28 protein-coding genes and 1 pseudogene are annotated in these 22,909 nt (G+C 59.7%); 11 read left to right on the forward strand and 18 right to left on the reverse strand.

Annotated elements, in window-relative coordinates; all coding sequences use genetic code 11:
• Positions 1–75: 75 nt before the first annotated feature.
• Positions 76–768, reverse strand: a complete 693-nt coding sequence (locus U5J94_RS13060; protein WP_322566059.1) for a class I SAM-dependent methyltransferase — start codon at positions 766–768, stop codon at positions 76–78.
• A gap of 32 nt (positions 769–800) precedes the next feature.
• Between U5J94_RS13060 and U5J94_RS13065 the strand changes: the two genes are divergently transcribed.
• On the forward strand, positions 801–2,024 hold the full coding sequence (locus tag U5J94_RS13065; RefSeq protein ID WP_322566060.1) for an MFS transporter: 1,224 nt from the start codon (positions 801–803) through the stop codon (positions 2,022–2,024).
• Between the two features lie 108 nt (positions 2,025–2,132).
• On the opposite strand, the gene U5J94_RS13070 is transcribed toward U5J94_RS13065, so the two are convergent.
• The 12 genes and pseudogenes from U5J94_RS13070 to U5J94_RS13125 form a co-directional block, all read right to left on the reverse strand.
• Positions 2,133–2,735 carry a hypothetical protein gene (locus tag U5J94_RS13070; protein WP_322566061.1) on the reverse strand — a complete coding sequence of 201 codons (603 nt, stop codon included), beginning with the start codon at positions 2,733–2,735 and terminating at the stop codon, positions 2,133–2,135.
• A 2-nt stretch (positions 2,736–2,737) separates the two neighbouring features.
• Positions 2,738–3,241, reverse strand: a complete 504-nt coding sequence (locus U5J94_RS13075) for a hypothetical protein (RefSeq protein WP_322566062.1) — start codon at positions 3,239–3,241, stop codon at positions 2,738–2,740.
• Between the two features lie 156 nt (positions 3,242–3,397).
• Positions 3,398–3,547, reverse strand: coding sequence for a hypothetical protein (locus U5J94_RS13080; protein WP_322566063.1), 150 nt, complete (start codon positions 3,545–3,547; stop codon positions 3,398–3,400).
• A gap of 348 nt (positions 3,548–3,895) precedes the next feature.
• The gene (locus U5J94_RS13085; RefSeq protein ID WP_322566064.1) at positions 3,896–4,081 is read right to left on the reverse strand and encodes a hypothetical protein; all 186 of its coding nucleotides are present in this window, start codon (positions 4,079–4,081) and stop codon (positions 3,896–3,898) included.
• A gap of 125 nt (positions 4,082–4,206) precedes the next feature.
• A pseudogene (locus U5J94_RS13090) lies at positions 4,207–5,545 on the reverse strand (IS4 family transposase).
• 474 nt (positions 5,546–6,019) lie between these two features.
• Entirely contained in the window at positions 6,020–6,949 is a 930-nt protein-coding gene (locus tag U5J94_RS13095; protein WP_322566065.1) for a hypothetical protein, read from the reverse strand.
• Between the two features lie 130 nt (positions 6,950–7,079).
• Complete coding sequence (locus tag U5J94_RS13100) at positions 7,080–8,366, reverse strand: OmpP1/FadL family transporter (protein ID WP_322566066.1); 1,287 nt, start codon at positions 8,364–8,366, stop codon at positions 7,080–7,082.
• A gap of 116 nt (positions 8,367–8,482) precedes the next feature.
• Entirely contained in the window at positions 8,483–8,617 is a 135-nt protein-coding gene (locus tag U5J94_RS13105) for a hypothetical protein (RefSeq protein ID WP_322566067.1), read from the reverse strand.
• Positions 8,618–8,619: 2 nt separating this feature from the next.
• Positions 8,620–11,448: a YgaP-like transmembrane domain gene (locus tag U5J94_RS13110; protein WP_322566068.1), complete on the reverse strand. Its 2,829-nt coding sequence runs from the start codon at positions 11,446–11,448 to the stop codon at positions 8,620–8,622.
• Between the two features lie 349 nt (positions 11,449–11,797).
• Positions 11,798–12,952 (reverse strand): sensor domain-containing diguanylate cyclase, encoded by a 1,155-nt coding sequence (locus U5J94_RS13115; protein ID WP_322566069.1) that lies wholly within the window; start codon positions 12,950–12,952, stop codon positions 11,798–11,800.
• A 156-nt stretch (positions 12,953–13,108) separates the two neighbouring features.
• A complete protein-coding gene (locus tag U5J94_RS13120; RefSeq protein ID WP_322566070.1) occupies positions 13,109–13,765 on the reverse strand; it encodes a Crp/Fnr family transcriptional regulator in 657 nt (218 codons plus the stop codon).
• Between the two features lie 266 nt (positions 13,766–14,031).
• Positions 14,032–14,976: a sulfurtransferase gene (locus tag U5J94_RS13125; protein ID WP_322566071.1), complete on the reverse strand. Its 945-nt coding sequence runs from the start codon at positions 14,974–14,976 to the stop codon at positions 14,032–14,034.
• Between the two features lie 396 nt (positions 14,977–15,372).
• Between U5J94_RS13125 and U5J94_RS13130 the strand changes: the two genes are divergently transcribed.
• From U5J94_RS13130 to U5J94_RS13175, 10 genes are all read left to right on the forward strand, one after another.
• Complete coding sequence (locus U5J94_RS13130) at positions 15,373–15,897, forward strand: YeeE/YedE thiosulfate transporter family protein (RefSeq protein WP_322566502.1); 525 nt, start codon at positions 15,373–15,375, stop codon at positions 15,895–15,897.
• Between the two features lies 1 nt (position 15,898).
• Positions 15,899–16,495, forward strand: coding sequence for a YeeE/YedE thiosulfate transporter family protein (locus tag U5J94_RS13135; RefSeq protein WP_322566072.1), 597 nt, complete (start codon positions 15,899–15,901; stop codon positions 16,493–16,495).
• Between the two features lie 81 nt (positions 16,496–16,576).
• Positions 16,577–16,882: a sulfurtransferase TusA family protein gene (locus tag U5J94_RS13140; RefSeq protein ID WP_322566073.1), complete on the forward strand. Its 306-nt coding sequence runs from the start codon at positions 16,577–16,579 to the stop codon at positions 16,880–16,882.
• A gap of 10 nt (positions 16,883–16,892) precedes the next feature.
• Positions 16,893–17,129 carry a hypothetical protein gene (locus U5J94_RS13145; protein ID WP_322566074.1) on the forward strand — a complete coding sequence of 79 codons (237 nt, stop codon included), beginning with the start codon at positions 16,893–16,895 and terminating at the stop codon, positions 17,127–17,129.
• A 119-nt stretch (positions 17,130–17,248) separates the two neighbouring features.
• Positions 17,249–17,521, forward strand: a complete 273-nt coding sequence (locus U5J94_RS13150; RefSeq protein WP_322566075.1) for a hypothetical protein — start codon at positions 17,249–17,251, stop codon at positions 17,519–17,521.
• The gene (locus U5J94_RS13155) at positions 17,521–18,477 is read left to right on the forward strand and encodes a hypothetical protein (protein ID WP_322566076.1); all 957 of its coding nucleotides are present in this window, start codon (positions 17,521–17,523) and stop codon (positions 18,475–18,477) included. Before U5J94_RS13150 ends, U5J94_RS13155 begins: the two co-directional genes overlap by 1 nt.
• A complete protein-coding gene (locus U5J94_RS13160; protein ID WP_322566077.1) occupies positions 18,465–18,755 on the forward strand; it encodes a hypothetical protein in 291 nt (96 codons plus the stop codon). The genes U5J94_RS13155 and U5J94_RS13160 overlap by 13 nt, the downstream gene beginning before the upstream one ends.
• 12 nt (positions 18,756–18,767) lie before the next feature.
• The gene (locus U5J94_RS13165; protein ID WP_322566078.1) at positions 18,768–19,046 is read left to right on the forward strand and encodes a hypothetical protein; all 279 of its coding nucleotides are present in this window, start codon (positions 18,768–18,770) and stop codon (positions 19,044–19,046) included.
• Between the two features lie 10 nt (positions 19,047–19,056).
• Positions 19,057–19,242 carry a hypothetical protein gene (locus tag U5J94_RS13170; RefSeq protein WP_322566079.1) on the forward strand — a complete coding sequence of 62 codons (186 nt, stop codon included), beginning with the start codon at positions 19,057–19,059 and terminating at the stop codon, positions 19,240–19,242.
• 4 nt (positions 19,243–19,246) lie between these two features.
• Positions 19,247–19,897, forward strand: a complete 651-nt coding sequence (locus U5J94_RS13175; RefSeq protein WP_322566080.1) for a cytochrome c — start codon at positions 19,247–19,249, stop codon at positions 19,895–19,897.
• 130 nt (positions 19,898–20,027) lie between these two features.
• On the opposite strand, the gene U5J94_RS13180 is transcribed toward U5J94_RS13175, so the two are convergent.
• From U5J94_RS13180 to U5J94_RS13200, 5 genes are read right to left on the reverse strand one after another with little or no spacing between them, the layout of a single operon-like run.
• Positions 20,028–20,399, reverse strand: coding sequence for a cytochrome b5-like heme/steroid binding domain-containing protein (locus tag U5J94_RS13180; RefSeq protein ID WP_322566081.1), 372 nt, complete (start codon positions 20,397–20,399; stop codon positions 20,028–20,030).
• Complete coding sequence (locus tag U5J94_RS13185) at positions 20,396–21,670, reverse strand: ferredoxin reductase family protein (protein WP_322566082.1); 1,275 nt, start codon at positions 21,668–21,670, stop codon at positions 20,396–20,398. Before U5J94_RS13185 ends, U5J94_RS13180 begins: the two co-directional genes overlap by 4 nt.
• Positions 21,667–21,984 carry a hypothetical protein gene (locus tag U5J94_RS13190; protein ID WP_322566083.1) on the reverse strand — a complete coding sequence of 106 codons (318 nt, stop codon included), beginning with the start codon at positions 21,982–21,984 and terminating at the stop codon, positions 21,667–21,669. Before U5J94_RS13190 ends, U5J94_RS13185 begins: the two co-directional genes overlap by 4 nt.
• 43 nt (positions 21,985–22,027) lie before the next feature.
• A complete protein-coding gene (locus U5J94_RS13195) occupies positions 22,028–22,441 on the reverse strand; it encodes an OsmC family protein (RefSeq protein WP_322566084.1) in 414 nt (137 codons plus the stop codon).
• 32 nt (positions 22,442–22,473) lie between these two features.
• Positions 22,474–22,896, reverse strand: a complete 423-nt coding sequence (locus U5J94_RS13200; RefSeq protein ID WP_322566085.1) for an arsenate reductase ArsC — start codon at positions 22,894–22,896, stop codon at positions 22,474–22,476.
• Positions 22,897–22,909: the final 13 nt, after the last annotated feature.

Here is a 22,909-nt window from a genome sequence, read left to right on the forward strand (position 1 = left end):
GAACTGAAATGGCCTGCAAAAAACAAAAAGGGCCCGCGGCCCTTTGTCTTTCGTCAGGCGAAGAATGTTACCACATCAGCCGACCGGTTTGTGCATCAGGATCACCCGGGTAGCCGCGAATTCGACCTCGAACCCGAGCGTCCGCCCCAGCCACTCGAAGGTGGCGGGCCGGTAAAAACTGACATGGGTCGGATCCCCCTTGTAGCCCCAGCTGCGAAAGGCTTGCGGATCGGGATCCGACACCAGCCAGGTCATGATGCCGAGCCAGCCACCCGGGCGCACCCGTTCAACCAGTTGCGGCCAGGCCGTGGCCGGATCGTTGAAATGCTCCACCACCTCGGTGCAGGTGACAAAATCGTACTGGCGATCCAGCAGCGCCGTATTCGGCGCATAGAGGGGATCGTAGTCATGCATCACCATCCCCGCCTCGCGCAGCATGCCGCTCAGGGTCGGCCCCGGGCCGCAACCGTAATCCAGCCCTTGCATGCCGGGACTCAACCGTTCCAGCAACGGGTCAGCCAGTTGCGCCAGAAACCGCCGATAGCGGGGATCGCCCGGATCGTTGTCATGTTGATCATAAACCGCCTTTTCTTCGGCACGATCCAGATGCGCGGCAGGGTCGGCACTGATCAGTTCACACTGGGGACAACGGAAAAACCGCCGGCGCCGATCCGCGCAAAACGGCTCGGCCGGATGACCGCATAACGGGCAGGCCAGGGAATCGGATGGATTGGTAGCAGGTGTTTTCACAGGCGCGGAGTATAGCATCGACCGCCGGCGGTTCTGCTAGACTGCGCGCCATGCCAACACGCCTCCTGCCCCGCGACTATCTGACCTTTTTATGGGACCACCGCCGTCTGCTGGCCTTCGGCCTGCTGACCGCCATGCTCTCCGGTTTCGGCCAGACCTTTTATATCGGCCTGTTCAATCCCCAGCTGCGCGCCGACTTCGATCTGGGCCATGCTGAACTGGGCCTGGTCTACGGCGGCGCCACCCTGGCCAGCGCCTCGCTGCTGACCTGGCTGGGCAAGCTCTATGATCGCGCGGACCTGCGGCTGTTTTTAAGCGGCGCGGCGCTGCTGCTGATCCTCGGCGGCCTGTTGCTGGGCACCAGCAGCGGCGTGCTCGCGCTGCTGGCGGCGCTGTTTTTACTGCGCCTGGGGGGCCAGGGGCTGATGACCCACATTGCCCTGACCACCATGGCCCAGCGCTTTCACGGCGGACGGGGCAAGGCGGTCTCCATCACCGCCATGGGCCTGCCGCTGGCCGAGGCCGTGTTCCCCGCCACCGCCGTGGCGGCGCTGGCCTGGCTGGGCTGGCGCGATCTCTGGCTGCTGGGCAGCGGTGTGGTGCTGCTGTTTCTGCTCCTGCTGTTGTGGCTGCTGCAGGGGGCCCACGGCGGTACCCTCGCCGACACCTCGACAGGTCGCCAGGTTGCCCGGGACTGGACCCGGCGCGAGGTGGTGCGGGACTGGCGCTTCGCCCTGCTGATGCCCGCCGCCGTGGCGGCGCCGTTTACCGTGACCATCGCCTTTTTTCACCAGATCCCGCTGGCCGAGGCCAAGGGCTGGAGTACCGAACTGGTCGCCTCGGGGCTGGCGCTGTTCGCGGTGGGCCATGTCAGCGGGCTGCTCGGCGCCGGGCCACTGGTGGATCGGCTCACCGCCACCCGCCTGTTCGTTCCCTCGCTGCTGCCGTTGATCGGATCGATGGCCGTGCTGGCCCTGTTCGACAGCACCTGGGCGGCACTGCTGTGGCCCGCGCTGCTGGGGCTGGGACTGGGTTTGAACTCGACCGCCCTGACCCCGTTACTGGCCGAACGCTATGGCCTGGCCCACCTGGGCGCCATCCGCGCCCTGCTGCAGGCGTTGATGATCCTCGCCACCGCCATCGGCCCGCCGCTGCTCGGCGTCCTGCTGGATCGGGGCCTGGGCACCGAAATGCTCGCCGCCGGGATCGGCGGTGGCATCCTTGTGGCCGCCGTGCTGGCCGCCGTGGCGTTGCGCGGCCAGATTAAATCCTGAACACGCGACAACCACAAATTACGGGGTATTGAACAGGATCGTGTTTTCAACACACTCGACCGATAGGCAACGTCTTCTACCTGATCATTTTTTTCACGTTTTCGCCTCTCAACATCGAAAATATGCTGAAAGCCGCGACAATTGCCCGCTGACCTCTACCATCTTGTGTATCTCGGTTTCGACCTGGTCGACAAGCACTTTTCTATCGGTCTTGTCTTCCCCGGATTGCACAAGCTTGAGCAGTCTGTCAGCAATCGCGCCCTGTTCGACGAGCAGATTGTTGAGCGTCAAAATCTGACGCCTTATACGGGCGGTAATGGCATCGCTTGCGAGTGCGATATTGGAATTCACCGGGCACCACACTGGGTACGTCGTGAACGACAGATCACCGTTCGCGACCCGAACCAGACTCCGGGACATATGGTTCGCAATCTGCAACGAGGCCACGAACATAATCATCATACCGGCAAAACTCGCGGCAAACGCAAGAATCAAAAGGTATACCTGAAACTCTTGCTGCTGGTCCGGCAGAACCAGCGGCATCAGATAATGTGCCGCCACCCACCACAGTGCAAGCGAAATCAGGATCCAGAGTGCCGACAGCAACACAAATACCGGCCATGTCTTGCGAGTCCAGCGTAGGCGGAAATTCAAATTCGAGTCAACGGTCGGAGCTGTTCCATTCGAGACAGTATCCTGGATGCCAGTCATAATCACTTCTCCTGCGTAGGGGTTTCGTTCTGGATTATTTGCATCATCATCGACGTTGCGAGCAGGGATGCAAACGGGGGATGCTGAACAGAATGCAGGTGCTCGACCACGCGCCGAAAGCTCTCGGGTGGATACGTAACGCCGGTGACGAAGTACACTCCAGCCTCCCTGGCGACATTGCGTGTTATCTCCACAGCTTCTCCCTCCGGCATAGCGGTGGCAAGATTGGAAATAATACAGTCCATCGTGAAATCAATTTCCTCGGAACGTTGCCAGTCTGGTGGTTGTGGCTCACTCACCCGCACCAGGCCCTTTGCAAGCAGACTATCAAACGCCTGTCGTCCTGCCTCCCAATGCTCCACTTGTTGCAGCCAATCTTCGTAACGCGGCTGGCGGTAAAGCAAGACCAGCACCGATCGCTCGCGCCCGCTTACCACTGCTGAATCCCTGTACAGCAGTGCATGGGCACCGGTCGGGGTCAGAATAACATGCTCCACCATGTTCATCGCCCTCCACGCAAATCGACCCTGTTTCGCACACTGCCTGTTGCTATCACTGCCGGGATCGCCTTACCGCAACCAGAAAAAAAAGAACTGGCGCGGACGGGAGTGTAACCGCGCCAGAAATGACGGGGGAGTACGATGAGCCTCACCCGAAAACACTCACCATTGATACGAGACCTGCATCATCATCGCCCGATAACCCATATCGACCTCCGCGTTCATCGCATCGGCAATGCCGGCAAACAGCACCGACATCGATAATAGCGTCAACCCGCTGATAGCGGTGCGGACAAAACCAGACCTGATCATGCATCCCCCCTGGAACTTTGTGTCACAGACCAGATATAGCCGTATTGGCCACGACCTATTCTGCGGGGATGGTAATAGGGCGTTGCACCACGCGATATGCTGACGCGCAGCAAAGAGAAAGTTTATTTATTGATTGTATTCAGATAGTTACAGAAGATACACGGAATAAATATGATTGACGTCATATTGCCTGGTATCACATTTGCCGGGGGCCCCGGGAAATATGGATATGACGCCCCCGGCGTGTAATCACGCCTTCGGCCTCAAGAGCCGCCAGCGTCCGAGTGTAATGATTATAATCATACACAGGAGATTTCTCCGGGCAAGACGGTCACGTGGCGGACGCCTTCAGCGGCGGGCGACATACAGCCGGTTACGGCCTTCCCGTTTTGCGCTGTACAAGGCCTTGTCGGGCTGCGTGTTCCGGAACAATGCCCGGTAAACCTCGCACGCTTCATTTGCGCAGTCGAAATACTTGCGACAGTCGAGCTCCTCATCCTGATGTTGTCGGGTATCATTCGGAGACTGCTGCATTTGCCTGTACCGTCGGGGAGAACCGCAGGATCGCGGAAGCGCCTGCGGGCAATGTGTCCAAACACTGAGTAATCCTGCGCCTCAGCGCAGACCTGAAAGAAAGCTGGCTCACTGGCTAATGCCGCTCACTCAAGCCCCCGGGTCTTTCTCGGGGGCTTTTCTGAGACCGGAAAAGAGGTTCGGCTTTTTCGAACGGCCCTCGGTACCGAGGGCCATTTTCGTTCTGGCAGAATAAACGCCTTCACGTTGGCCCTCAGTGCGCGGAGCTTCTTTGGGATCGTCCCCGGTGAAGCCACGGCACACCAGAGAAACTCATCCTGAATATAGCGCATGGCCATCATAAAGCTGATCCGCAGTGGCGGCACCGCTGCTTCCTCGGCAATATGGCTGATTTCCAGACGCACCAGGTTGTAGGCCAGCAGGATCCCCCACAGCTCCTGACGGATCCCTCCGGGCTTTTGACTGCGCAGCAGCAACTCGCTACGCAGTTGCCGCCGCTTGAGCTCCCCGTAACCCTGTTCAATCTCCCAACGCTCCCAATAGATGCGCAACAGCTCATCGGCCGAATAGCGCTGAGGGTCTGTCAGGGAAGTGAGAAAACCGGTGATTTCCCCCCGTGGGGTTGGCATAGCTGACCATGCGGGCCTGCCAGGTGGCCGGCAGGTGAGGGTATTGCTGACGGGCCTGGGGGGAGATGGGCATCTCCACCAGACAGTCATACTCACTAAAGCGCTCAATCACTTCATAGCGCATCTTGCGTTTGACCGGTGTCAGCCAGTGGCTCTGCGGCTGGCTCTGTTGCCAGCAGAGCAGTAGTTCGGCGGAAAAATAGCACCGGTCAAACAGGGTCAGCGAGTAGGCCGGTGCCGCACTGACCAATTCCCGGGCGTAGTTGATTTCCTCCTGCGTGCAGGGGCCGAAGGCCGCTTCCCATACCAGGTGAGTGCGCAACGACATCAGCGCTGTCAGGCGTACGCTGGGGAACGCGCTGATGTGGCCCTTGCGTGATTCGATAAAGCCGAAGGCCTCGCCATTTTCCGCTGAATCCGGCGTATCGAATACAGTGCCATCCACGCTGAGCAGCTTCAGGCCGTGAAAGTCATCGTGCGCCTCTTGGCGGCTCCATGCCTCGGCGCTGCTGAGGAACAGGTAGCGCAGGGGCTCGGCAACCAAGCGCTCACGGGCCTGGGCCAGGGCGCTGGTCGCCACCACCGGGCGACCTTGACTGTCCGGCATCGCCAGATCCAGCTTGTCACCGACGTCCTGAATTGAGCGGTCACGGTATAGACCGATCCCCAGTACCAGCCACATGACTTGCTCGGCGGGGAGACGGCGGCGAATACTGGCCATACCGGTGGCTTCAAGGGCCGTTTCTATCTACGCGCTGGGAATGTCGCGTTGAAAAGTGCTAAGTGACTCGGGTGACCATTGTGCTGTTTGGTCCAGCTCTTCGTTGAATGACATAAAAAAAAATCCCGTCGCTGCTGCTGGAGCATCTGGCATCGCAGCCGTAGGTGTCCATCGAAAGACTGCATTCCCCCAGAAAGCCCCCCCCCGACCCACGCACTGAAACACCACCAGCTGTCCCGTCGGTCGGTGGTGTTGAAGGCAGGCCTGGCCGGCATCGACCCGATACAGATATTCCACCCTGTCACCGTAGCGGAACACGTACCCGAGTCTGGGGACAGACAGGTGCTGCTCCCTCCTGCGCAAGCAGCGCTTCAGGCAAAAGCGGGGGCGGGGTGGTGGTTTCAGGCATCCGGGGCATTCCCTGCCTTACGTCATATTCCCGGCACGTCAGTCAGGCACGGCCTGTGGTACGTCGCACCTGCCTGGAGTCGCCCCAATACCGCATCCGACCCGCCGCCGGTGACGGGCGCGGCGGGTCGGTCGCCGGATCAGACATTGCGCTCCGCGGGAACAGCAACAGCGGTCGGCTTACTCGTCCTTGACCGCCGCCTCGAGCCCATCACCGATGACGTTCATGGCATTCATCAAACGCATCCCGACACTGAACATGGGCATATCCGGGAAATGCACGGCCATGCGGAACTGCGCATGCATGGCGATGACTTTATTGCCGGTGACCAGGATTTCATAGGGAAGATAAGCGGTTTTCTTCCTTGCCTCGAAATCCGCGATCGACATGATCCAGGTATCATCCATGTCGCTGTGCGTGTTCTGGGTCGGCCGGCGCAGAACGCCAAACACAACCTGTTCACTGTTCGGCACGGCCAACTCATACACCTGGCTGATGCCCACGGTGTTGTTGCTCAGGTGTTCCCTGACCTTTTCCACGGCCTGACCGTGTGAGCCAAAGGTCGCGAGCTCATAGGGTTCATCGAAATAGTGCATGCCGAAGCTGTAGTGGTACTTGCGCAGCTTGCCCGGCGCCATGCCCTTCTCGCTGCCGAAGCCCTGCCCGCCTGGAAAGGCATCTTCAAGATCACTGCTTACCTGCGCAAGATCGTCATCCAGCCGGTAGGCGTGCGCGAAGTAGGTCGGGTTGACATAGGCGACCTGAACCTGACCATCGACCTCGGTGACCGACAGCCGCAGCGGCGCAATGAAACCGCCCGTCGCCTGTTTCCCGGCTACCTTGAGCACATCACTGCGTGTGAACACTATAACCGTGGCGGCATCAACATGCGATTCCTCCTGCCGGTAAGGCTGAGTCTGCGCGATGATGCGAAAACCGCCCCGCTCCAGCGCCGAACGCGCTTGTTCAACGGCGGCATCCAAAGGCCCGGAAACGGTCTTCGCCAGCACAAACGGCTGCAACGTCTCCGCCGCGATGGCACCCGACGTCCACGGCAGAAACAGCGCCACCCCCAGTAGTGCCGCGCTGGCTCCGATCCACCGCCCCATCCGCCGGATACCCCGGCCCATAGCTCTGAAATCGATCATAGAAAACCCCCTTCTGTGCATTGAACTCCATGATACCCGGGTTTTACGCATCACGGCCGACACCGGAGATGGCGTCGGCCGCTACAAGCGCTTACCAAGTGTACCCCACCTGCATCATCATGGCCCAATAGCCCATGTCGACCTCGGCGTTCATCACATCCGGGGCGATATTGTGGGGCATGTCCCCGGTCTGTGTTTCATCTAGGCCAAATTCCATAGCGGCATTGAAGTCCAGATTCTTCAAGCCGTGGTAGCCCACGCCCATGGTGATGTGCTTCTCGACGATCGGATTCATGATCGGCAGGATTCCGGCGTCGGGGACCGGGTTCTTGCCGTAGGTGAAGCCCATGCGCGCATCCCAATCATTGGTGATGCCATACTCCAGCCCCAACCGATAGGCCGTCTGGTCTTCCCAATCGGTATTCATCGCCATCGCCATGCCGCCCATCGATACCGGCACGCTATCGAGATATTCGCTCCAGTTCGTCCTCTGCACCTCGAAGGTGACCAGCGGCATGTTCATGGCCCTCATGTCCATGTAGCCACCGATCTTGAAGGACGAGGGCCAGCCCAGCCTCATCTCGACGGGCATCCGGGAAATCGAATTGTTGTCCAGATTGACCAGGGTGGCGTCACCGGACAGATCCAGGTCCGCCTTGGAAGTATAGGCGGCACCGACACCCCAGCCGCCGGCATCGTATAAAACACCCAGCTTGGCCCTGAAATTGGTGTCATTACCGTCCATGTCGGCGGCCTGCAATACATCCGGCTGGGGGTTGGTGTTCATGTTCATGAAAAACGGCATCTTCATGCGCATCATGCCGTAGCCGACCTGCGCCGAGAGACCCACCGAGAGTTCCCGGTTGACCTGATAGGCCAGGCTCGGGGTGAGGACCATGTAGCCGAATTCGGAGGAATATTCAGCGGGGCAGGCAGTACCGCAACCCAACGCGCCACCTTCCAGGAAGTTGCTGTTCACATTGAGGATCCCGTAATCGGTCCCCTGGCCACCCTCGTTGAACATGCCTATCCCGAGCGTGATCCGGTCATTGATCCGCTTGGCGAAGCTGGCCGACATCAACATGTAGATCTTGTCCTGGCCCTCGCTGCTGTTGACGCCGTTACGGAAGCCGAAATCCGGCACCATCATCCCCGCGTTCAGATCGATCCGCCCCAAATTCACGCGCGACAGTGCCGCCGGGTTGGTGTTCATCACGGAGGTATCCTCGCCGACGGCAATACTGGTGCCGCCCATACCGATACTGCGTGCACTGAACCCCACGTTCTCCATACCGATATTGGCCTGGGCCGATGCGCCCATAAGACTGGCAACACCGAATACCGTTATCCCCATCCACCGAAATGTCAGACTGTTCATGGTATTCTCCTGATTATCGTAATGATGATTGAACACTGCCGGTGCGTCATACCGGCATCGATACGTTGACATTCACACATCGAATGTTTTTTAAATTTCCATTATCAAATCCTTTTTCACTCTTCATCCTTGTCCTTGCCTTGTTGCCCGTCCTCGGGTAATAACCTGGCACGGCGCTGTTTCGCGAAGCGGATCAACAAAGGCACCGCGATACAGCACACAAGCAAACCGCCTCCGATGATCCAGCCCATGGCTATTCATCCCCTGTCATCGTTGCATTAACACCCTCCGCGGACGGCTTCTCTGGTGAACCGGACGCCAGTTCAAGTGTCTCAGCGAGTTGCTTGAGCTCATCGGCGTCAGACACCGTCCAGGCACCGGTACCCGGTTTGGACGGAACAGGTGGCATATTTTCGAGACTGCCGTCATGGTTACCGGCATCCGCCATCACCACTGCCCCGTCCTTCGGCGGCACTTCGACGGCAAGGTCGTGAAGCAGATACTTCCATTTATCCGTGCCCCAGTATTTTTCGCCTTTGATAGGCTCCATGAAGTACCAGTGACGCAAGTAAATGAGTTTGGCCTCGATATTGGCAGGCCCGGAGGCAGGCGCACGAAAACGATAGTGCGTGGTATCGGATTCCTTGTAGCCGATGCGTGTATCGTAGTAGACACGCTCGGCCGCGAATCCGCCCACGGGCCAAACATGCATCGCGCCGACGCTCGGCAGCACTGTCGCCATGGCAATCAGAACCAGTCCAACGAGCATGCGTGAACGCCGCTCACCAAAGTTAAGGTTCATCCAGACGGGACCATCGCTCGTACGCTCCTGCTTGCCGCGCGTATCGATCCCCGCCAGCCGATACGGAATACAATTGCCCATCACGGCGGTAAACAGGGGAATCAGTCCCAGCGCACCCCAGGCTGTTTGCGGTCCCCAGAACAGCAATGACAGCAGGGCAAGCCCGATCAGCGCCCGCAGTATCCGGTCCGGAGTGCCCACATTAGGGGCAAACAGGCCCTTGATCCCCGCTCCCCGGGTATCCAGATTGCCCGCCAGGCGATAGGTCGGACACCAGCCAATCACCCCGCTTACAAGCGGAATCAGGCCAACCCAACCCCAGGGTGAGTCGATCATCATCAGGATCACGATGCCCACCACAATCCGCAGGAAGCGATCCAGCGCTCCGACATTGGGCGGGAAGAAACCGCCCTGCTCGCGGGTATCGATCTGCCCGATAAGGTGGTAGGTCGGACACCAACCGAGCAAACCGCTTACAAGCGGAATCAACCCGACCAGGTTCCAGGGGGCTGGCACAAAGATCAGGACGAGCGCTCCCACCAGCATACGCGCCAGCCGGTCGATCGTGCCGACGTTGACGCTGAAGAAACCCGGTTTCTGACTGGCGGAATCGTCTTTCTTCCCGTCACTGAACATGGCACGCAATGGCGACCAGCCGATCACGCCAATCAGCAGGGGTATCAGGCCGATCCACAAATAACTGAACATCCAGCCCATCGGAAAAAACCCGGGCGTCACCCAGGAACCGTTATAAACCTTGCCAACCTGGCCAACATAGGGCATGTCCGGGAATGACTCACCGTGATATATTTCCCACCATTTGAAGAAACCGTATTTGCGGTAACCACCACCGACGTCGATAATGCGGTTGGCATGTGCGGCATCATTGGGATCGTCCCTTGCCGGATTCAGCGGCTCCAGTTTCTTGCCATTGGCATCCGTCGCCTCGATAAGCAACAACATCTGCCGGAAAGGGGGGCCACCCGGCATCTTGTGCGCGGCGCCAACGTTCGCGACTTCGGCTGCAACTGCGATTTCACCGTCGTCATTGCGTTGCGCACGAATCTTGAGATTGGAAGCACGACGCGGCATCTCCCCATCGAAATAACTGCCACGCCAGTGATGTCCGGCCAGTGTGTTGGGATCGCGTTCCACACCGATCGTAGCGGCCTTGTTCGTGCTCCAGGCACCTTGACCGCCGGTATACATATGGCAGGACTGGCATTGCTTGTCCGTCTTGCCGGCATCGAAGTTGGCTTTCCAGCGCGGATACTCATCCAGCGTCATCATGCTCGGCACCCCAACGCCTTCCAGGTCATCGGCACGTTCCATATGACACATGGCACAGAACTCGGACTTCTCGAAAATCGGACTGTAGGCTGTCTTGTGGGCCGGACTGACCGCATCCTTATAAGGGCCAAACTTGACATCGCCGCGGCGGATAATCTCCATGCGGTCGATCTTGACGGTTTCGAGCTTGCCAAACTGATCCTCGTGTATTCGTACGTCCTGAACCGAATGACAGACCTCGCAACTGATGCCTTCGCGGCCCTGCCCGATAGTCAGTTCCTCGAGCTTGTCGAAACGGTAGACCTGGAGTTGGCCATCGATAAAGACTTCGCCGGTCCCCGGATGGAGTTTGCGATGCGGCTCGGTTACCCCCTCCTTCCAGGTGGCGCCGCGGGCGTGGCAATTGACGCAAGTGCCGACATAATGATCCATGTCCATGGCGTGCATGCCCTGGGAAATGCCCAGCATGGGGGCAAAATATTTCCAGCCAAAACCCAGCCCGTCGAATTTACCGTCCTCATCCACCCCCAGGTAGAACTGCTGTTTTTGCGGCAATTTCTCGTCGACGGCCCGCCCCATGGTGGTATCTTGATATTGCTGGTAAATATCGGTGTGACAGGCGCCGCAAGACTGGTTGGATTGATATTGATAGGTGTGATCGTCAGGCGGCAGGACTTCCAGAGACAATGTGACCTCATCACCCCGGGACGCCATTACGGAGGCGATGCTGTATCCCTCATCCCAGGCTGTGATATGCCGGGTGGAAAGATCCGCATCGGCGGTATCGAGCTGAAAATGACCTTCAGCATCACTGCGGGCGCTGTGATCCGTGCCCTGTACCTTTACCACCGCACCGGCAACCGGCTTTCCGGTTGCCGCGTCAGTCACCTGACCGGTAACCATTGCCTCGGCAATGCCGGCAAACAGCACCGACATCGATAATAGCGTCAACCCGCTGATAGCGGTACGGACAAAACCAGACCTGATCATGCATCCCCCCTGGAACTTTGTGTAACAGACCACACATGGCCGTATTGGCCACGACCTATTCTGCGGGGAATGGTAATAGGGCGCTGCACCACGCGATATGCTGACGCGCAGCAAAGAGAAAGTTTATTTATTGATTGTATTCAGATAGTTACAGAAGATACACGGAATAAATATGATTGACGTCATATTGCCTGGTATCACATTTGCCGGGGGCCCCGGGAAATATGGATATGACGCCCCCGGCGTGTAATCACGCCTTCGGCCTCAAGAGCCGCCAGCGTCCGAGTGTGATGATTATAATCATACACAGGAGATTTCTCCGGGCAAGACGGTCACGTGGCGGACGCCTTCAGCGGCGGGCGACATACAGCCGGTTACGGCCTTCCCGTTTTGCGCTGTACAAGGCCTTGTCGGCCTGGTGGTACAGCACCGATTCATCATCCCCGTCTTCATACAGCGCCAGCCCGATGCTGACCGTGACCGGTGTCCGTGCCTGGATCTGCGCCAGCATCCTCTGTGCCAGGAGCACGGCACCCTCGCGGTCCGTGTTCGGGGTGATCAGCGCGAATTCCTCGCCCCCAATCCGCGCCAGGGTATCGGTCATCCTGACCAGCTTCTGCATCAGGCCGGCCACCTCGCGCAGCAATGTATCGCCTGCCGGGTGCCCGTACCGGTCGTTGTATTGCTTGAATCTGTCCACATCGATGATCATCAGGCCAAACGGCTGCCCGTAACGCGCGGCATTTTGCACCGCCTCCACGAGGCGGTGGTCGAAATAGCGCCTGTTGTGCAGGCCGGTCAGCGCGTCTGTTTCCGCCATCACCTTCAGGGCCTGCTCCTTTTCGAGCAGCTCCCGGATATCACGGCTCGCGCCTACCGTGCAGAACGGCTCTCCCGCGGCATCGCGCAGCAGCGAGGCCGACATGTCCAGCGGAACAACACTATTATCGTGGCAGCGAATCCTGGTGCGCAGGCCTCTGAAGAAGCCGCGCTCGAGCAGCAATTCCATCATCTGCTCGATGTCGGTCTCATCGAACAGGACAGCGACACTCTGGCCGAGAATCTCCTCGCGGCGAAACCCCGTAAGCGCGCTGCCGGCCTCGTTCCACAGGGTGATGCACAGATTCATATCGGTGGCGATGAGCATATCCGGGGAAGTCTCGATGATCTGCACCAGGACGTTCATCTGGCTGGAATACTGTTTCAGCGTGGTTTCCAGATACAGTTTCTGGCGTTGCGTAACGCAGCGCAGGTAGTCATACGCGCGACGCGGCTCCACCGCGGCAAGTGCTTCCAGGCGCTCACAGCTGGCGCAGGAATGCAATCCGGCCTCGACGACACTGGCAGCAGGGTTCCAGAGTTCCTGGGTCAGCGATATTTCGGGCTGCGTGTTCCGGAACAAGGTCCGGTAAACCTCGCACGCTTCATTTGCGCAGTCGAAATACTTGCGACAGTCGAGCTCCTCATCCTGATGTTGTCGGGTATCATTCGGAGACTGCTGCATTTGCCTGCACCGTCGGGAGAACCGCAGGATCGCGGAAGCGCCTGCGGGCAATGTGTCGGGATACTGAGTAATCCTGCGCCTCAACACAGGTAGTGAAGGCCAGATAATTACAGAAGATACACGGAATAAATATGATTGACGTCATATTGCCTGGCATCACATTTGCCGGGGGCCCCGGGAAATATGGATATGACGCCCCCGGCGTGTAATCACGCCTTCGGCCTCGAGAGCCGCCAGCGTCCGATAGACGGTCTCTTTGGTCAGACCAAGCTCGGTAGCCAATTCAACATAACTGCCGGCCAGATCGAGCACGCCATCGGCGCGTGCTTCGGCATAGAGGTAATGCAGGATGCGCTCACGGGCGCCACGGATACTCAGCCGCTCATAACGCATGAACTGCTCTTTCAAGCGACGGGCCATATCAAGCGCCCAGGCACGGGTGAAACTGCTGTCCTCATACAGCCAGCGGTCAAAATCAGCGAGCGGCAGACTGGCAATCTGGCTGTCGACGTCGGCCCGTGCGTGGCAGGTATAGATATCGCAACAGACACTGCACTCGGCGATGAATTCCCCTGCATACGCTCGCATCAGGACGATCTCATCCCCATCGAAGGTATGATGTACCAGCGACAAACGGCCCTTGATCACCCGATAGAGCGCATGGATTGGTTCATTATTGGAGAAAAGCGCTTCTCCAGTACGTAACGACAAGAGCCGGGCGCGTTTAACAAGTTCCTCCGGAAAATAATCCGGAAACATCTCCACAACAGGTATCTGTGGCATGTTGATATTATTTGGCGGCAGATCTTTCATACCCCGACCACTTGCATGATCCACGCTCCGGGGCACGTGGCATGTCCTGATAAAACTCAGTCATAAATAACATACTCACTCTATTATGACTATGATCCAGATCATATCGGTCCCGGGCCACCGAGGCCGCTGTAGTGGTCGAAAACGGCCAATCTTTATCTCTTTGCCTGATCATGCAAAAAAAACCGCCCACAGGCGGCTAACAAGGTACACAAGGAAGCCGGGCCCGCGCGCAAGCGACAGGCCCGGCAGCTTCACATACACCCTCAGTTTTCAGTAAGGGAGACCACATTTTTGTTACGGGCGGGATCCTTGGTCCAGGCATGCATGGAGCCGTCGTACACCGCGGCGTTCTTGTTACCCAGGATCTCGGACATGACAAACCAGTGACCGCTACTCAGGTGACCACTGTCGCAGTAGGTGATGGTCGGCTTATCGATGGAAATTCCTTTGGCCTGCGCCACCGCCTTCAGGGTTTTGGCATCGTGGAACGGAGCGGACTTGGCACCGTTTTTCGGGTTGAGCACCAGCATGTAAGGCTGCAGATTGATGGCCCCCTTGATATGACCTTTAGCGGAAACATAGGGCCGTCGACCCAGGCCCAGATACTGGGCTTCGTCACGACCATCGATAAGCTGGGTGTCGCCACGGGCAAGCGCCTCGGCCACGTCCTTTGAGGTCGCCAGCAGTTCACGACGCTCGGCACTGGCAGTGAAATTCCCTTTGCCGGGGTTTCGGGCGTTGGGTACCAGCGGACGTTTTTCCTTGGTCCATTTGGCAGCGCCGCCGTCAAGCAGGGCCATGTTGTCGTGACCGTAGTATTTGAGCGTCCAGTAGAGACGGGTGCCCCAGGTGACGTCGCCAGCACCGGTGCCGGGGGTGACGATAACCACGGCGCTGTTGTTGTTGACGCCGCGTTCCTGCATCAATGTCTCGAAGGCCTGTTTGGACGGAAGCAGCTTGTCATGGGTTTCTCCATCCTTGTCCACCTGGTTGTTGGTACGAACCTGCTTCCATGGCACCTGCACCGAGCCGGGCACAAATTTCACGCCCTCGTGGCTCTTGCGCACATCCAGGATGACAACATCTTGCAGATTGTTCTGCAGCCAGTCGGTGCTGACCAGCGGGCCGGGCACTTTGGCGGCATGGGCTGCCGAAACGACGCCGACCAGCAGCGTCGCCACGGATAACAGTTTCTTGATGGTATTCATAGCGATGTTCTCCTCGGTCATTTTGGTTGTCAGCAGGTTGCGCAAGACGCGCGACCTGCCCGCTACCAATCGCAAGCATCGTGCCACAGTACCGGTGACTGACGTTTTCGTTCCGCAAGCCCTGTGGCGCAAGGCGTTGGCTGTGGGACAGACAAAACAGGAAACAGGGAAAACACACCACGAACCGTTGCAAAGTACCAGAGTCTCGCAATTTGCAAGGCTTTTGCGAGACGAATAGGCACCGGTCAGAATGGCCGCGAATGCATACAGCACACTGTCTGGCAGGGAGTTTTTATGTGCAGGGAAAGATTGGCATCAGCTTTGCTACAGGTTGTCGAGAAACAAGTTGTCGAGTAAAGAGGTTGTCGACAAAGTCATCCGATCCCGGAACACAGAATTCCGGACAAGCATAAAAACGACGGAGCCGCCATGGAACTGTTCAAGAAGACTATCGATCCTGTTACCGCGCTGATCCTGATCGGCATCGCCAATGTATTCCTGTTCCTCGTTGTCGGAGCCTGGACCGTGGGCGGCGGTGAAACCATGATGACCGGCCTCATGGCGCAATCCGTGCTGGGCGAGGAATTGAATCGCGTACCGTTCTGGGAGCTGGTATTCCAGCCCTTCATCGGTGACTGGCGCATTTATCTCAGCCTCGGCATGTTAAGCGGCGCCTTTGTCGCCGCGATGTTATCGAAAGAATTCTATCTGCGACTGCCGCGCAGTCTGTCGGAGTGGCTGATGATCACCGTCGGCGGCCTGATGATGGGCATCGGCATCCGCCTGGCCTTCGTCTGCAATGTCAGCACTTTCTTCGGGCTGTCCAACCAGATGAATCTTGGCGGTTATCTGGCCATTTCCGGCATTATCGCCGGCACCTGGGTCGGCTCCCTGATCTACAAACGCGTCCTGGAGGGTTGAGATGAGTATTGTTGGCCAATGTTTGATTGGTTTTATTTTCGGCTGCCTCGTCGGCGTGCTGGTACAGCGTTCGCGCTTCTGCAATGTGGCCGCGCTGCGCGATGCGATGTTGTTTAAAAGTTATCGCAACACCAAGGCGCTGCTTGCCGGCATGATCGTGATGACTCTGGGTTTCACGCTGTTCATGAGTTTCGGCGACGGCAAGCCGTTGCGTTTCGATGTCGGGCTCAACACCCTGATCGGTCTGTTCATTTTCGGTATCGGCATGGTGCTGGCCGGCGCCTGTACCGTCTCCACCTGGGTCAAGGCCGGCGAAGGCAATATCGGTGCGGTATGGGCGTTGCTGTTCACCTTCATCGGCATGTTCCTGTTTTCCCTGGTGTGGTCCTTCAGCTACTGGCCGCCCGCGCCCGCCACCATGACCGGCGAGCCCAACCTGGCCGGCCTGCAACTCGGCCTGTCCAATGCGGCAACCCTGCAGGAGAAACTGGGGATTCCGGCCATCGTCTTCGGCATTATCCAGGCGGTCGTCCTCTATGCCATTTACCGCGCCGTGCTGCGCAAGGAACGCCAGGTGGCCGAAGAAAGCGGCGGCTAAGGTATTAAACGCCTTGCCGCGGGAAGACATGTATTACCTCTAACCGCCCGGATACCCGGGCCCTGATTATGGAGAACGCAAATGGGACTTTTCAGCAAGAAAAACGAAACAGCCGCCACCGAGGCCGGCAGCAGCGTCACCCTGGAGGACGGCAGCACCGTTGAGGTGAGCCGCGTGGTCGACGCGCTCGGCGACTCCTGTCCACGTCCGCAGCTCAAGACCAAGAAAGCGCTGAAGGAATCAGATCCGGGGATGGTAATCGAAGTACGCATCGACAACCCCACCTCGATGGCGGCAATCCCGCCGATGATGCCGGAGGTAAAGAGCACCCATCTGGGCACGGTGAAAGACGGCCGCTACTGGCGTGTCATCGTGCGCAAGAATTGAGGGCGACACCATGACTTCCGGCCAATTACAACTTTCGGTGTTTTCGATCCTGGTGGGCGCGGTCACGATCGGAACGTTGATCTTTGCGTTTACCGCCACCCCGAATTATCTGAACCAGTCGCGTCACGGCGTGCCGCATTTGATGCCCCAGGTGAAACATCCGCAAACCGGTGAGCCGCTTGAGATCGACATGCTGATCAGGCATTACAAGGGCGAGCTGGACAACCAATCGAGTATTTATTACTAGACGAGGCACAACCATGGAAGCTTTCGATCTCAAAACGCTGATCCACATCGGCATGTTCTTCCTGGCGTTCTATCTGATGTACGTCAGTTTTACCAAAGATCCGTTCTGAGGAGGCGCCGATGAGCAACTCACAAATTCTGCTGTTCTGCGGCATCTCGCTCGCCATTGCTCTCGGCCTGGCAGCCCTGCTGTTTCCACAGGCAACCATGACCGATACGCAGCGTGCTCGCCTGGATACCCCCCAGCCGGCCGAGTCGCTGGGGGAAATCGATCTGGGCGGTTACTTTGGCAAGGTCAAGGTCACCGAACTGGTGGACTATTACATCAGCAATCCGCCCGACGCCGACACCGCCGCCAGGGTAATCGAAGAAGACCGTTTCGGCGGTTGCTGATGGCGGGCTTGTCACGGCTCGCGCTCGGATTGATCCTGCTGGCGCCCGGCAGCGGCATTGCGGCGGAGTTTCGCTATTCATCCGCGTTACCCGATGAGGGACAGGTGATCGACACGCGCGCGCAGGAACAGTGTCAAACGATGAGCCTGGCCGGCGCGCGTTGCCTGCCGGCCACCGACCTGCTCGGTCCGCACCGGCGCCTGCCAAGCTTCCGCGACATCCTGTGGGTGTTCGGGACCGCCGGGTTGCGCGGCGATGAGACCCTCATCGTGGCGGGTTCCGATCCCCGGGAACGGGATTTTGTCGCCGCCCTGCTGTATCTGGCCGGCCAGCGCGAAATCGTGGTGCTCACCGAGCCGCTGCCACGTCTGCTCGCGGCCGGCGCCGCCGCGGCGCCGGGTGAGCCGCGCGGCATGATCCGCGATCCCATCTACCGGGCAAGCCTGCGGGAACACCTTATCGTTTTGCGCCGCGAGTTGTGGTCCGAACTGCAGGACGCGGCGCCCCCTGCCCTGTTCGACGGCCGCGGCGATGCGGAATATCGCGGCGAGCGGGTCCGCGCGCAGCGCGGCGGTCGACTGCCCGGCGCGATCCTCCTGCCCGCCGGCGAACTGCGGGCGTCGTTGACCGCCGAGCCGCGTCCGACGCCGGCCGGGCTTGTCGGCTACGCGCATGATCCGCTGGAATCGCTGGCCTATTTCACCCTGCTGCGGGCCGGCGCCGGCTTCGAGGCGCGCGTCTATATCCAGGGCTGGCGTGACTGGGCCGCCCGCGGCGAACTGCCGGTCGACCACGAAACCCTGCCCGAACCGGTCAGTCCCCGTGCGATGCCCACATCAGCGGCAACTGCCGGACCGGGACTGATTCAACAGCTCTTGCCGGTGATCGCCCTGATCATTGCATTACTCACCCTGTTTATTGTTATTAGCCGAAGGAGCCACCGATGGACCTCTTGATCGACGTATCCACCCCCGACGCGGCCCCCGTACTGGTGCCGCTGCTGCAGGCGCTGCACCGGCGCGGCAGCGAGTGGGCAATTTTTTTCACCAACGACGGCGTCAAGGCGCTCGATGACACGCAACTGGCCGGCCTGATGCACCTGGCCGAACAGGCCGTGGCCTGCGAGTTTTCCTGGGAGCGTTACAGGGGCGATGCCGAATGCCCCGTCACCCTCGGCAGCCAGACCAATCACAGCATGCTGGCCGCCTCGGCCGCTCGCATCATCGGCCTGTAGGAGACGCATCTTATGAGTGAAGGAAAGAAAGCATTACTGTTACTGGCCCGCCGCGATCACACCGAAGCGATGCGCGTCGCCGCCGGTCTGACCATCTTCGGCCACGCGGTGCGCCTGGTGTTCATGACCGGCCCGGTCGCCGACACACCGGAGAACGCCGAAGAAGCGGAAATGCTGGAACTGTCCGATATTACCCCGGAAACCACCGTCGCCGACCAGGAACTGCCGCATCTGGAGCCCGGCGCCCTGGCGCTGGCCATGGTGGAAGCCGACGCCGTCATCAGCCTGTGAGGTCTTACCCATGAATATCGCCATACTCGATAGCGGACTGTTTCCCGATCGCACCACTATGGACGAGGCAGTCAATTACTTCGAACCCCATTACAACTTCTATCGCTGGAACCTGACCGACCCGACGCTGACGCGCGATGACTGGGATCAGATCGTCGACGAGCTGTTGAGCGCCGATCGGGCGATCGTGATCTGAGCCGATGTGGTGCCGTTGTCTGCTGGCCTGCCTGCTGCTGATCGGCCTTGCGCCGGCCCACGCCGTGGGGGAACACGGCCGGCGCTTCGCCGCGGAGATCGCCGTGATGCGGGGCGATGTGGAACAGTTGCGGGCGGCCGATACCCGGCCGTTGCACCGCCGCGGTCTGCGGGCGCGACTCGAAAGCAGCCTGAGCCTGCTGGGGATGCTGGCCCGCCAGCAGGCGCAGGAACGCGGCGTGGCACCGGCGCGGTTGCTGGCCCGGGTCGCCACGCTGAGAGACGCTTACCGCCAGGACAACCTGGAACGACTGCGGGATAACCTGCGCACGCTGATGCGGGACTATCCCCTGTCCCTGCCCGAATGGGACGATCCCGCGATCACCCCGGCCCGCCTCGCCGCCGGTCGCAAGCTGTACGAGACCCTGTGTCTGGCCTGTCATCATCACCCGTATCAGGATCGGGAAAACCCCGCCTACAACCTGTTCCGGCAGGCCCGCAACGAGCCGCGCGAAATCTTCGCCGCGCGTCTGTATGGCGGCGTGCGTGGCGTGCCGGCCACGTCGCTGGACAACCCGTTATCCATTGAAGAGATGACCGCGCTGCTGGTCTGGCTGCTGGAAGCACCGGAGGATCAGATCGGTGATGCGGATTGACATGACCGACACGTCGTCACAAACGATTAATCCGCAAACGTGACCGTTCAGCCGCGCGTGACCACCCAGCGCCAGGGTGATGTCGCGCAGTTGCAGCAATGCATTGTCGCCTTGTTTCATGGCGATGAATTCACTCCCCGCGCAACAACCCCAAGCGGTATTGCGGCAACAGTTGGCTCGCATAATTGGAATGCGGCCGCCCTTTGGTTTTGGTGTGAAAGGCCTGGCTGGCTTCCTTGCCGCACCACGCGAGCATGACGGCCGGGGCGGCGGGATGCTGTGGCAGGTAGGCGCTGAAGTCGTAGACCACGCCGTCGATGGCCATCCAGCAGTCATCGGCCTGATCGTGCCCGGCCAGTTCCGCAAGCGTGTAGTGCTTGCCGGCGGCCGTCGCACTCGTTCCCTCCCCCATTGGTTCGGGCAACCAGACATCGGCCGCCCAGAAGCCGGCCACAGCGATCCAGAACAACAGGGTGGACACGATAAACAGTTTACGCATCATCGGAAATCGAATCTCTCATAATGAATCATTTCTGGATCGACGCCGCTCTTGCCCAAGTGCGGCAGCAGCGCGTTGACCATGGGCGCCGGCCCACATATATTGACCTCGTGTTGCGCGAGCTCATCGACCTGTTGCAGCAGGTGAGGAAAATCCGCCGGCATCTTGCCGGTCTCTACCGCGTGCAGGATAAAGTGCGGATCGTTGTTAGCGTAATCTGTCAACTCTTCGAGAAAGGCGGCATCCGCGGCCCGGCGAAACAGATAAATAAGGGTGGTGTGCCGGGTGCGGGGTTGCGCCCGCAGCGCCGCGATAAACGGCGTGATGCCGATGCCGCCGGCGACCCACAATTGCGGTGCCATTGCGCTCTCCTGTAAAAAAGTGCCGAACGGCCCCTGTAGGCGCACACGCACGCCTGGCTCCATTGCCTGGATGTGCTGCGAGCAGGGGCCGAGCGACTTGATGGCCAGGCTGATCGTGCCATCCTCGGCGACACCACTCACGGTGAAGGGGTGATATTCGCCGCAGCCGCGAAAGTGCGTGCCATCGCCAAAGGCGACCAGCACGAATTGCCCAGGCGTGACCGCCAGCGCGGTGGCCGCCGGCGTCAGCGTGGCCTCGATCATGCCGGGAACCTGCCGCGTGACCTGTGACACCCGATACGGCAAGGACGCGACACCCAGGTCGCTGGCGATCAGCCGCCAGCCCAGGGCCAGCAGCGCCAGCACGATCAACAGCAGCAGCAGGATCACTTCGCCCAACAGCACATAGACATGCGCCAGACCGAACACCACGCCCAGGCCCAGGGCGAAGTGAAAACCACGCCAGCGACGGTAAGGCAGGCGCAGCGCAAAGGTGGTGGCGAGGCCGAACATCAGCAGCACCAAGGCCAGCCAGCCCAGCCATACCGGCCACGACTGCGCCCAGGGAGCGAGAATTTCCCAGGCCCGATGCGGCGCCTCGAACCAACCATCCACAGCCAGGGTCAGAGGATGGCTCAATAACAACAGATACGCGGCCATGCCGCTGCGGTGATGCCATAAATACGCCGGCTCCAGCCCGCCGAGCAAGCGCGCCAGGTGCGGCTGGCGCACCATCAGCAGCAGGTTCACCACCAACAGGGCCGTGCCCGCCCAGGCGGTGACGATGGCAGCGCTGCGCCACGGCGTCAGCCCCTCGGGGAAGGCCCACCACACCACCGCCAGCGGCAAGATCAATGTCAGCGCCAGTGTCGTGAAGCGCCTGCGCCACTGCACGCCAGGCCCCTTGTTCATTCAAACCGGCCCCGCTGCCGCAGTTGTTCACAACCGGAATCCGGCCTGGGCTGCAATACGACACCTTCTTTCAATGCGCGCCGCGCCATTTTCGCGTGCTGCTCGGTCTGGTAGCTCTTGCATTCCTCGTAGGTTTTAAAACCACGCATGCGACGCTGGTGTTCGATACGCTCATCGGGCGTCATGTAGTACCAACCACTGGTGTTCTGTTCGGCGGCATGCCACGGGCCGGCTGCGCCGGTTCCGGGCAGGGCGACCAGCACCAGCAGCAACATCCAGCCCCCTACTCTGGATTTCCAAATCGATGATGGCATTGTGAACATGGTCAACGGCCCTCGAAGCGCACGATGTGCAGCATCACATCGCCTCCCCCGCGCGCTGCAGCGTGCCGGACAGTTCGGTACCCGGCGCCACGGTATTGTAGACGGTACCGTACTTGCGGATGTTCTCGTGCATCAGTTCGAGTCGGCGGTCGCTTTCCTCCGTGTCGATCTCGATCGTGTAGTCGATGCGTTGCATCTTCGGCGGCGAGTCCTGACGCACGCCGTGCACCCTGACGGTCACGCTCCGGTACTCGAACTCGATCATGGGCGCAATGCGCTCCATGTTCTTCAGGATGCAGGCGGCGACGGCGGCCAGCAACAATTCGGCCGGATTCAACGCATCGGCCCGGCCCTTGAGATCGGTATCGATGACCAGCTCGACGTCCTTGCAGTGCACCGTGCTGCCGTGGGCGTCGATGCGTGTGGCGGTGATTTCGTATTCCAGCATCTGCTTCTCCTTTGCCGTCTGGGGGCAGGGTATTATTGCCTGACTTCCGCCAGCCAGTTGTCGATCTGACGTTTGAGCGCATCACGCGCAGCGCGCCAGGCCGCCAGCTGTTGTTCCCGACCGCCCTGCATCAGAGTCGGATCGGGACAGGTCCAGTGCAGATTATGGGCGTCGCGCGAGAACGACAGGCAGGCGGTGTTTGCCTCGTCACACAACGCGATCACATAATCGAATTGCTTCTCCTCGAAGTCATTGAGCGCCGGCGTCGGTTCCGTACCGATATCAATACCGATCTCGTTCATCACCTCGCCGGCCTCCGATGGGACTGCTTCGGCTTCGATCCCCGCGCTGCAGGGCTCGAACTCATCGCCGGCGGCGCGCAACAGGCCTTCGGCCATCCGCGAGCGGGCCGAGCCGCCGTCACAAACGAATAACACGCGAACGGGATTGTTCATGATAGATTCCTTG

Source organism: Thiohalophilus sp., from assembly GCF_034522235.1.
Lineage (GTDB): Bacteria > Pseudomonadota > Gammaproteobacteria > UBA6429 > Thiohalophilaceae > Thiohalophilus.

What these genes read in the sequence shown, in the direction of transcription:
- U5J94_RS13060 (WP_322566059.1), bottom strand. Translation starts at nt 768, where the DNA reads ATGCTATACTCCGCGCCTGTGAAAACACCTGCTACCAATCCATCCGAT.
- U5J94_RS13065 (WP_322566060.1), top strand. Translation starts at nt 801, where the DNA reads ATGCCAACACGCCTCCTGCCCCGCGACTATCTGACCTTTTTATGGGAC.
- U5J94_RS13070 (WP_322566061.1), bottom strand. Translation starts at nt 2,735, where the DNA reads ATGACTGGCATCCAGGATACTGTCTCGAATGGAACAGCTCCGACCGTT.
- U5J94_RS13075 (WP_322566062.1), bottom strand. Translation starts at nt 3,241, where the DNA reads ATGAACATGGTGGAGCATGTTATTCTGACCCCGACCGGTGCCCATGCA.
- U5J94_RS13080 (WP_322566063.1), bottom strand. Translation starts at nt 3,547, where the DNA reads ATGATCAGGTCTGGTTTTGTCCGCACCGCTATCAGCGGGTTGACGCTA.
- U5J94_RS13085 (WP_322566064.1), bottom strand. Translation starts at nt 4,081, where the DNA reads ATGCAGCAGTCTCCGAATGATACCCGACAACATCAGGATGAGGAGCTC.
- U5J94_RS13095 (WP_322566065.1), bottom strand. Translation starts at nt 6,949, where the DNA reads ATGGGGCGGTGGATCGGAGCCAGCGCGGCACTACTGGGGGTGGCGCTG.
- U5J94_RS13100 (WP_322566066.1), bottom strand. Translation starts at nt 8,366, where the DNA reads ATGAACAGTCTGACATTTCGGTGGATGGGGATAACGGTATTCGGTGTT.
- U5J94_RS13105 (WP_322566067.1), bottom strand. Translation starts at nt 8,617, where the DNA reads ATGGGCTGGATCATCGGAGGCGGTTTGCTTGTGTGCTGTATCGCGGTG.
- U5J94_RS13110 (WP_322566068.1), bottom strand. Translation starts at nt 11,448, where the DNA reads ATGATCAGGTCTGGTTTTGTCCGTACCGCTATCAGCGGGTTGACGCTA.
- U5J94_RS13115 (WP_322566069.1), bottom strand. Translation starts at nt 12,952, where the DNA reads ATGCAGCAGTCTCCGAATGATACCCGACAACATCAGGATGAGGAGCTC.
- U5J94_RS13120 (WP_322566070.1), bottom strand. Translation starts at nt 13,765, where the DNA reads ATGAAAGATCTGCCGCCAAATAATATCAACATGCCACAGATACCTGTT.
- U5J94_RS13125 (WP_322566071.1), bottom strand. Translation starts at nt 14,976, where the DNA reads ATGAATACCATCAAGAAACTGTTATCCGTGGCGACGCTGCTGGTCGGC.
- U5J94_RS13135 (WP_322566072.1), top strand. Translation starts at nt 15,899, where the DNA reads ATGAGTATTGTTGGCCAATGTTTGATTGGTTTTATTTTCGGCTGCCTC.
- U5J94_RS13140 (WP_322566073.1), top strand. Translation starts at nt 16,577, where the DNA reads ATGGGACTTTTCAGCAAGAAAAACGAAACAGCCGCCACCGAGGCCGGC.
- U5J94_RS13145 (WP_322566074.1), top strand. Translation starts at nt 16,893, where the DNA reads ATGACTTCCGGCCAATTACAACTTTCGGTGTTTTCGATCCTGGTGGGC.
- U5J94_RS13150 (WP_322566075.1), top strand. Translation starts at nt 17,249, where the DNA reads ATGAGCAACTCACAAATTCTGCTGTTCTGCGGCATCTCGCTCGCCATT.
- U5J94_RS13155 (WP_322566076.1), top strand. Translation starts at nt 17,521, where the DNA reads ATGGCGGGCTTGTCACGGCTCGCGCTCGGATTGATCCTGCTGGCGCCC.
- U5J94_RS13160 (WP_322566077.1), top strand. Translation starts at nt 18,465, where the DNA reads ATGGACCTCTTGATCGACGTATCCACCCCCGACGCGGCCCCCGTACTG.
- U5J94_RS13165 (WP_322566078.1), top strand. Translation starts at nt 18,768, where the DNA reads ATGAGTGAAGGAAAGAAAGCATTACTGTTACTGGCCCGCCGCGATCAC.
- U5J94_RS13170 (WP_322566079.1), top strand. Translation starts at nt 19,057, where the DNA reads ATGAATATCGCCATACTCGATAGCGGACTGTTTCCCGATCGCACCACT.
- U5J94_RS13175 (WP_322566080.1), top strand. Translation starts at nt 19,247, where the DNA reads ATGTGGTGCCGTTGTCTGCTGGCCTGCCTGCTGCTGATCGGCCTTGCG.
- U5J94_RS13180 (WP_322566081.1), bottom strand. Translation starts at nt 20,399, where the DNA reads ATGATGCGTAAACTGTTTATCGTGTCCACCCTGTTGTTCTGGATCGCT.
- U5J94_RS13185 (WP_322566082.1), bottom strand. Translation starts at nt 21,670, where the DNA reads ATGAACAAGGGGCCTGGCGTGCAGTGGCGCAGGCGCTTCACGACACTG.
- U5J94_RS13190 (WP_322566083.1), bottom strand. Translation starts at nt 21,984, where the DNA reads ATGCCATCATCGATTTGGAAATCCAGAGTAGGGGGCTGGATGTTGCTG.
- U5J94_RS13195 (WP_322566084.1), bottom strand. Translation starts at nt 22,441, where the DNA reads ATGCTGGAATACGAAATCACCGCCACACGCATCGACGCCCACGGCAGC.
- U5J94_RS13200 (WP_322566085.1), bottom strand. Translation starts at nt 22,896, where the DNA reads ATGAACAATCCCGTTCGCGTGTTATTCGTTTGTGACGGCGGCTCGGCC.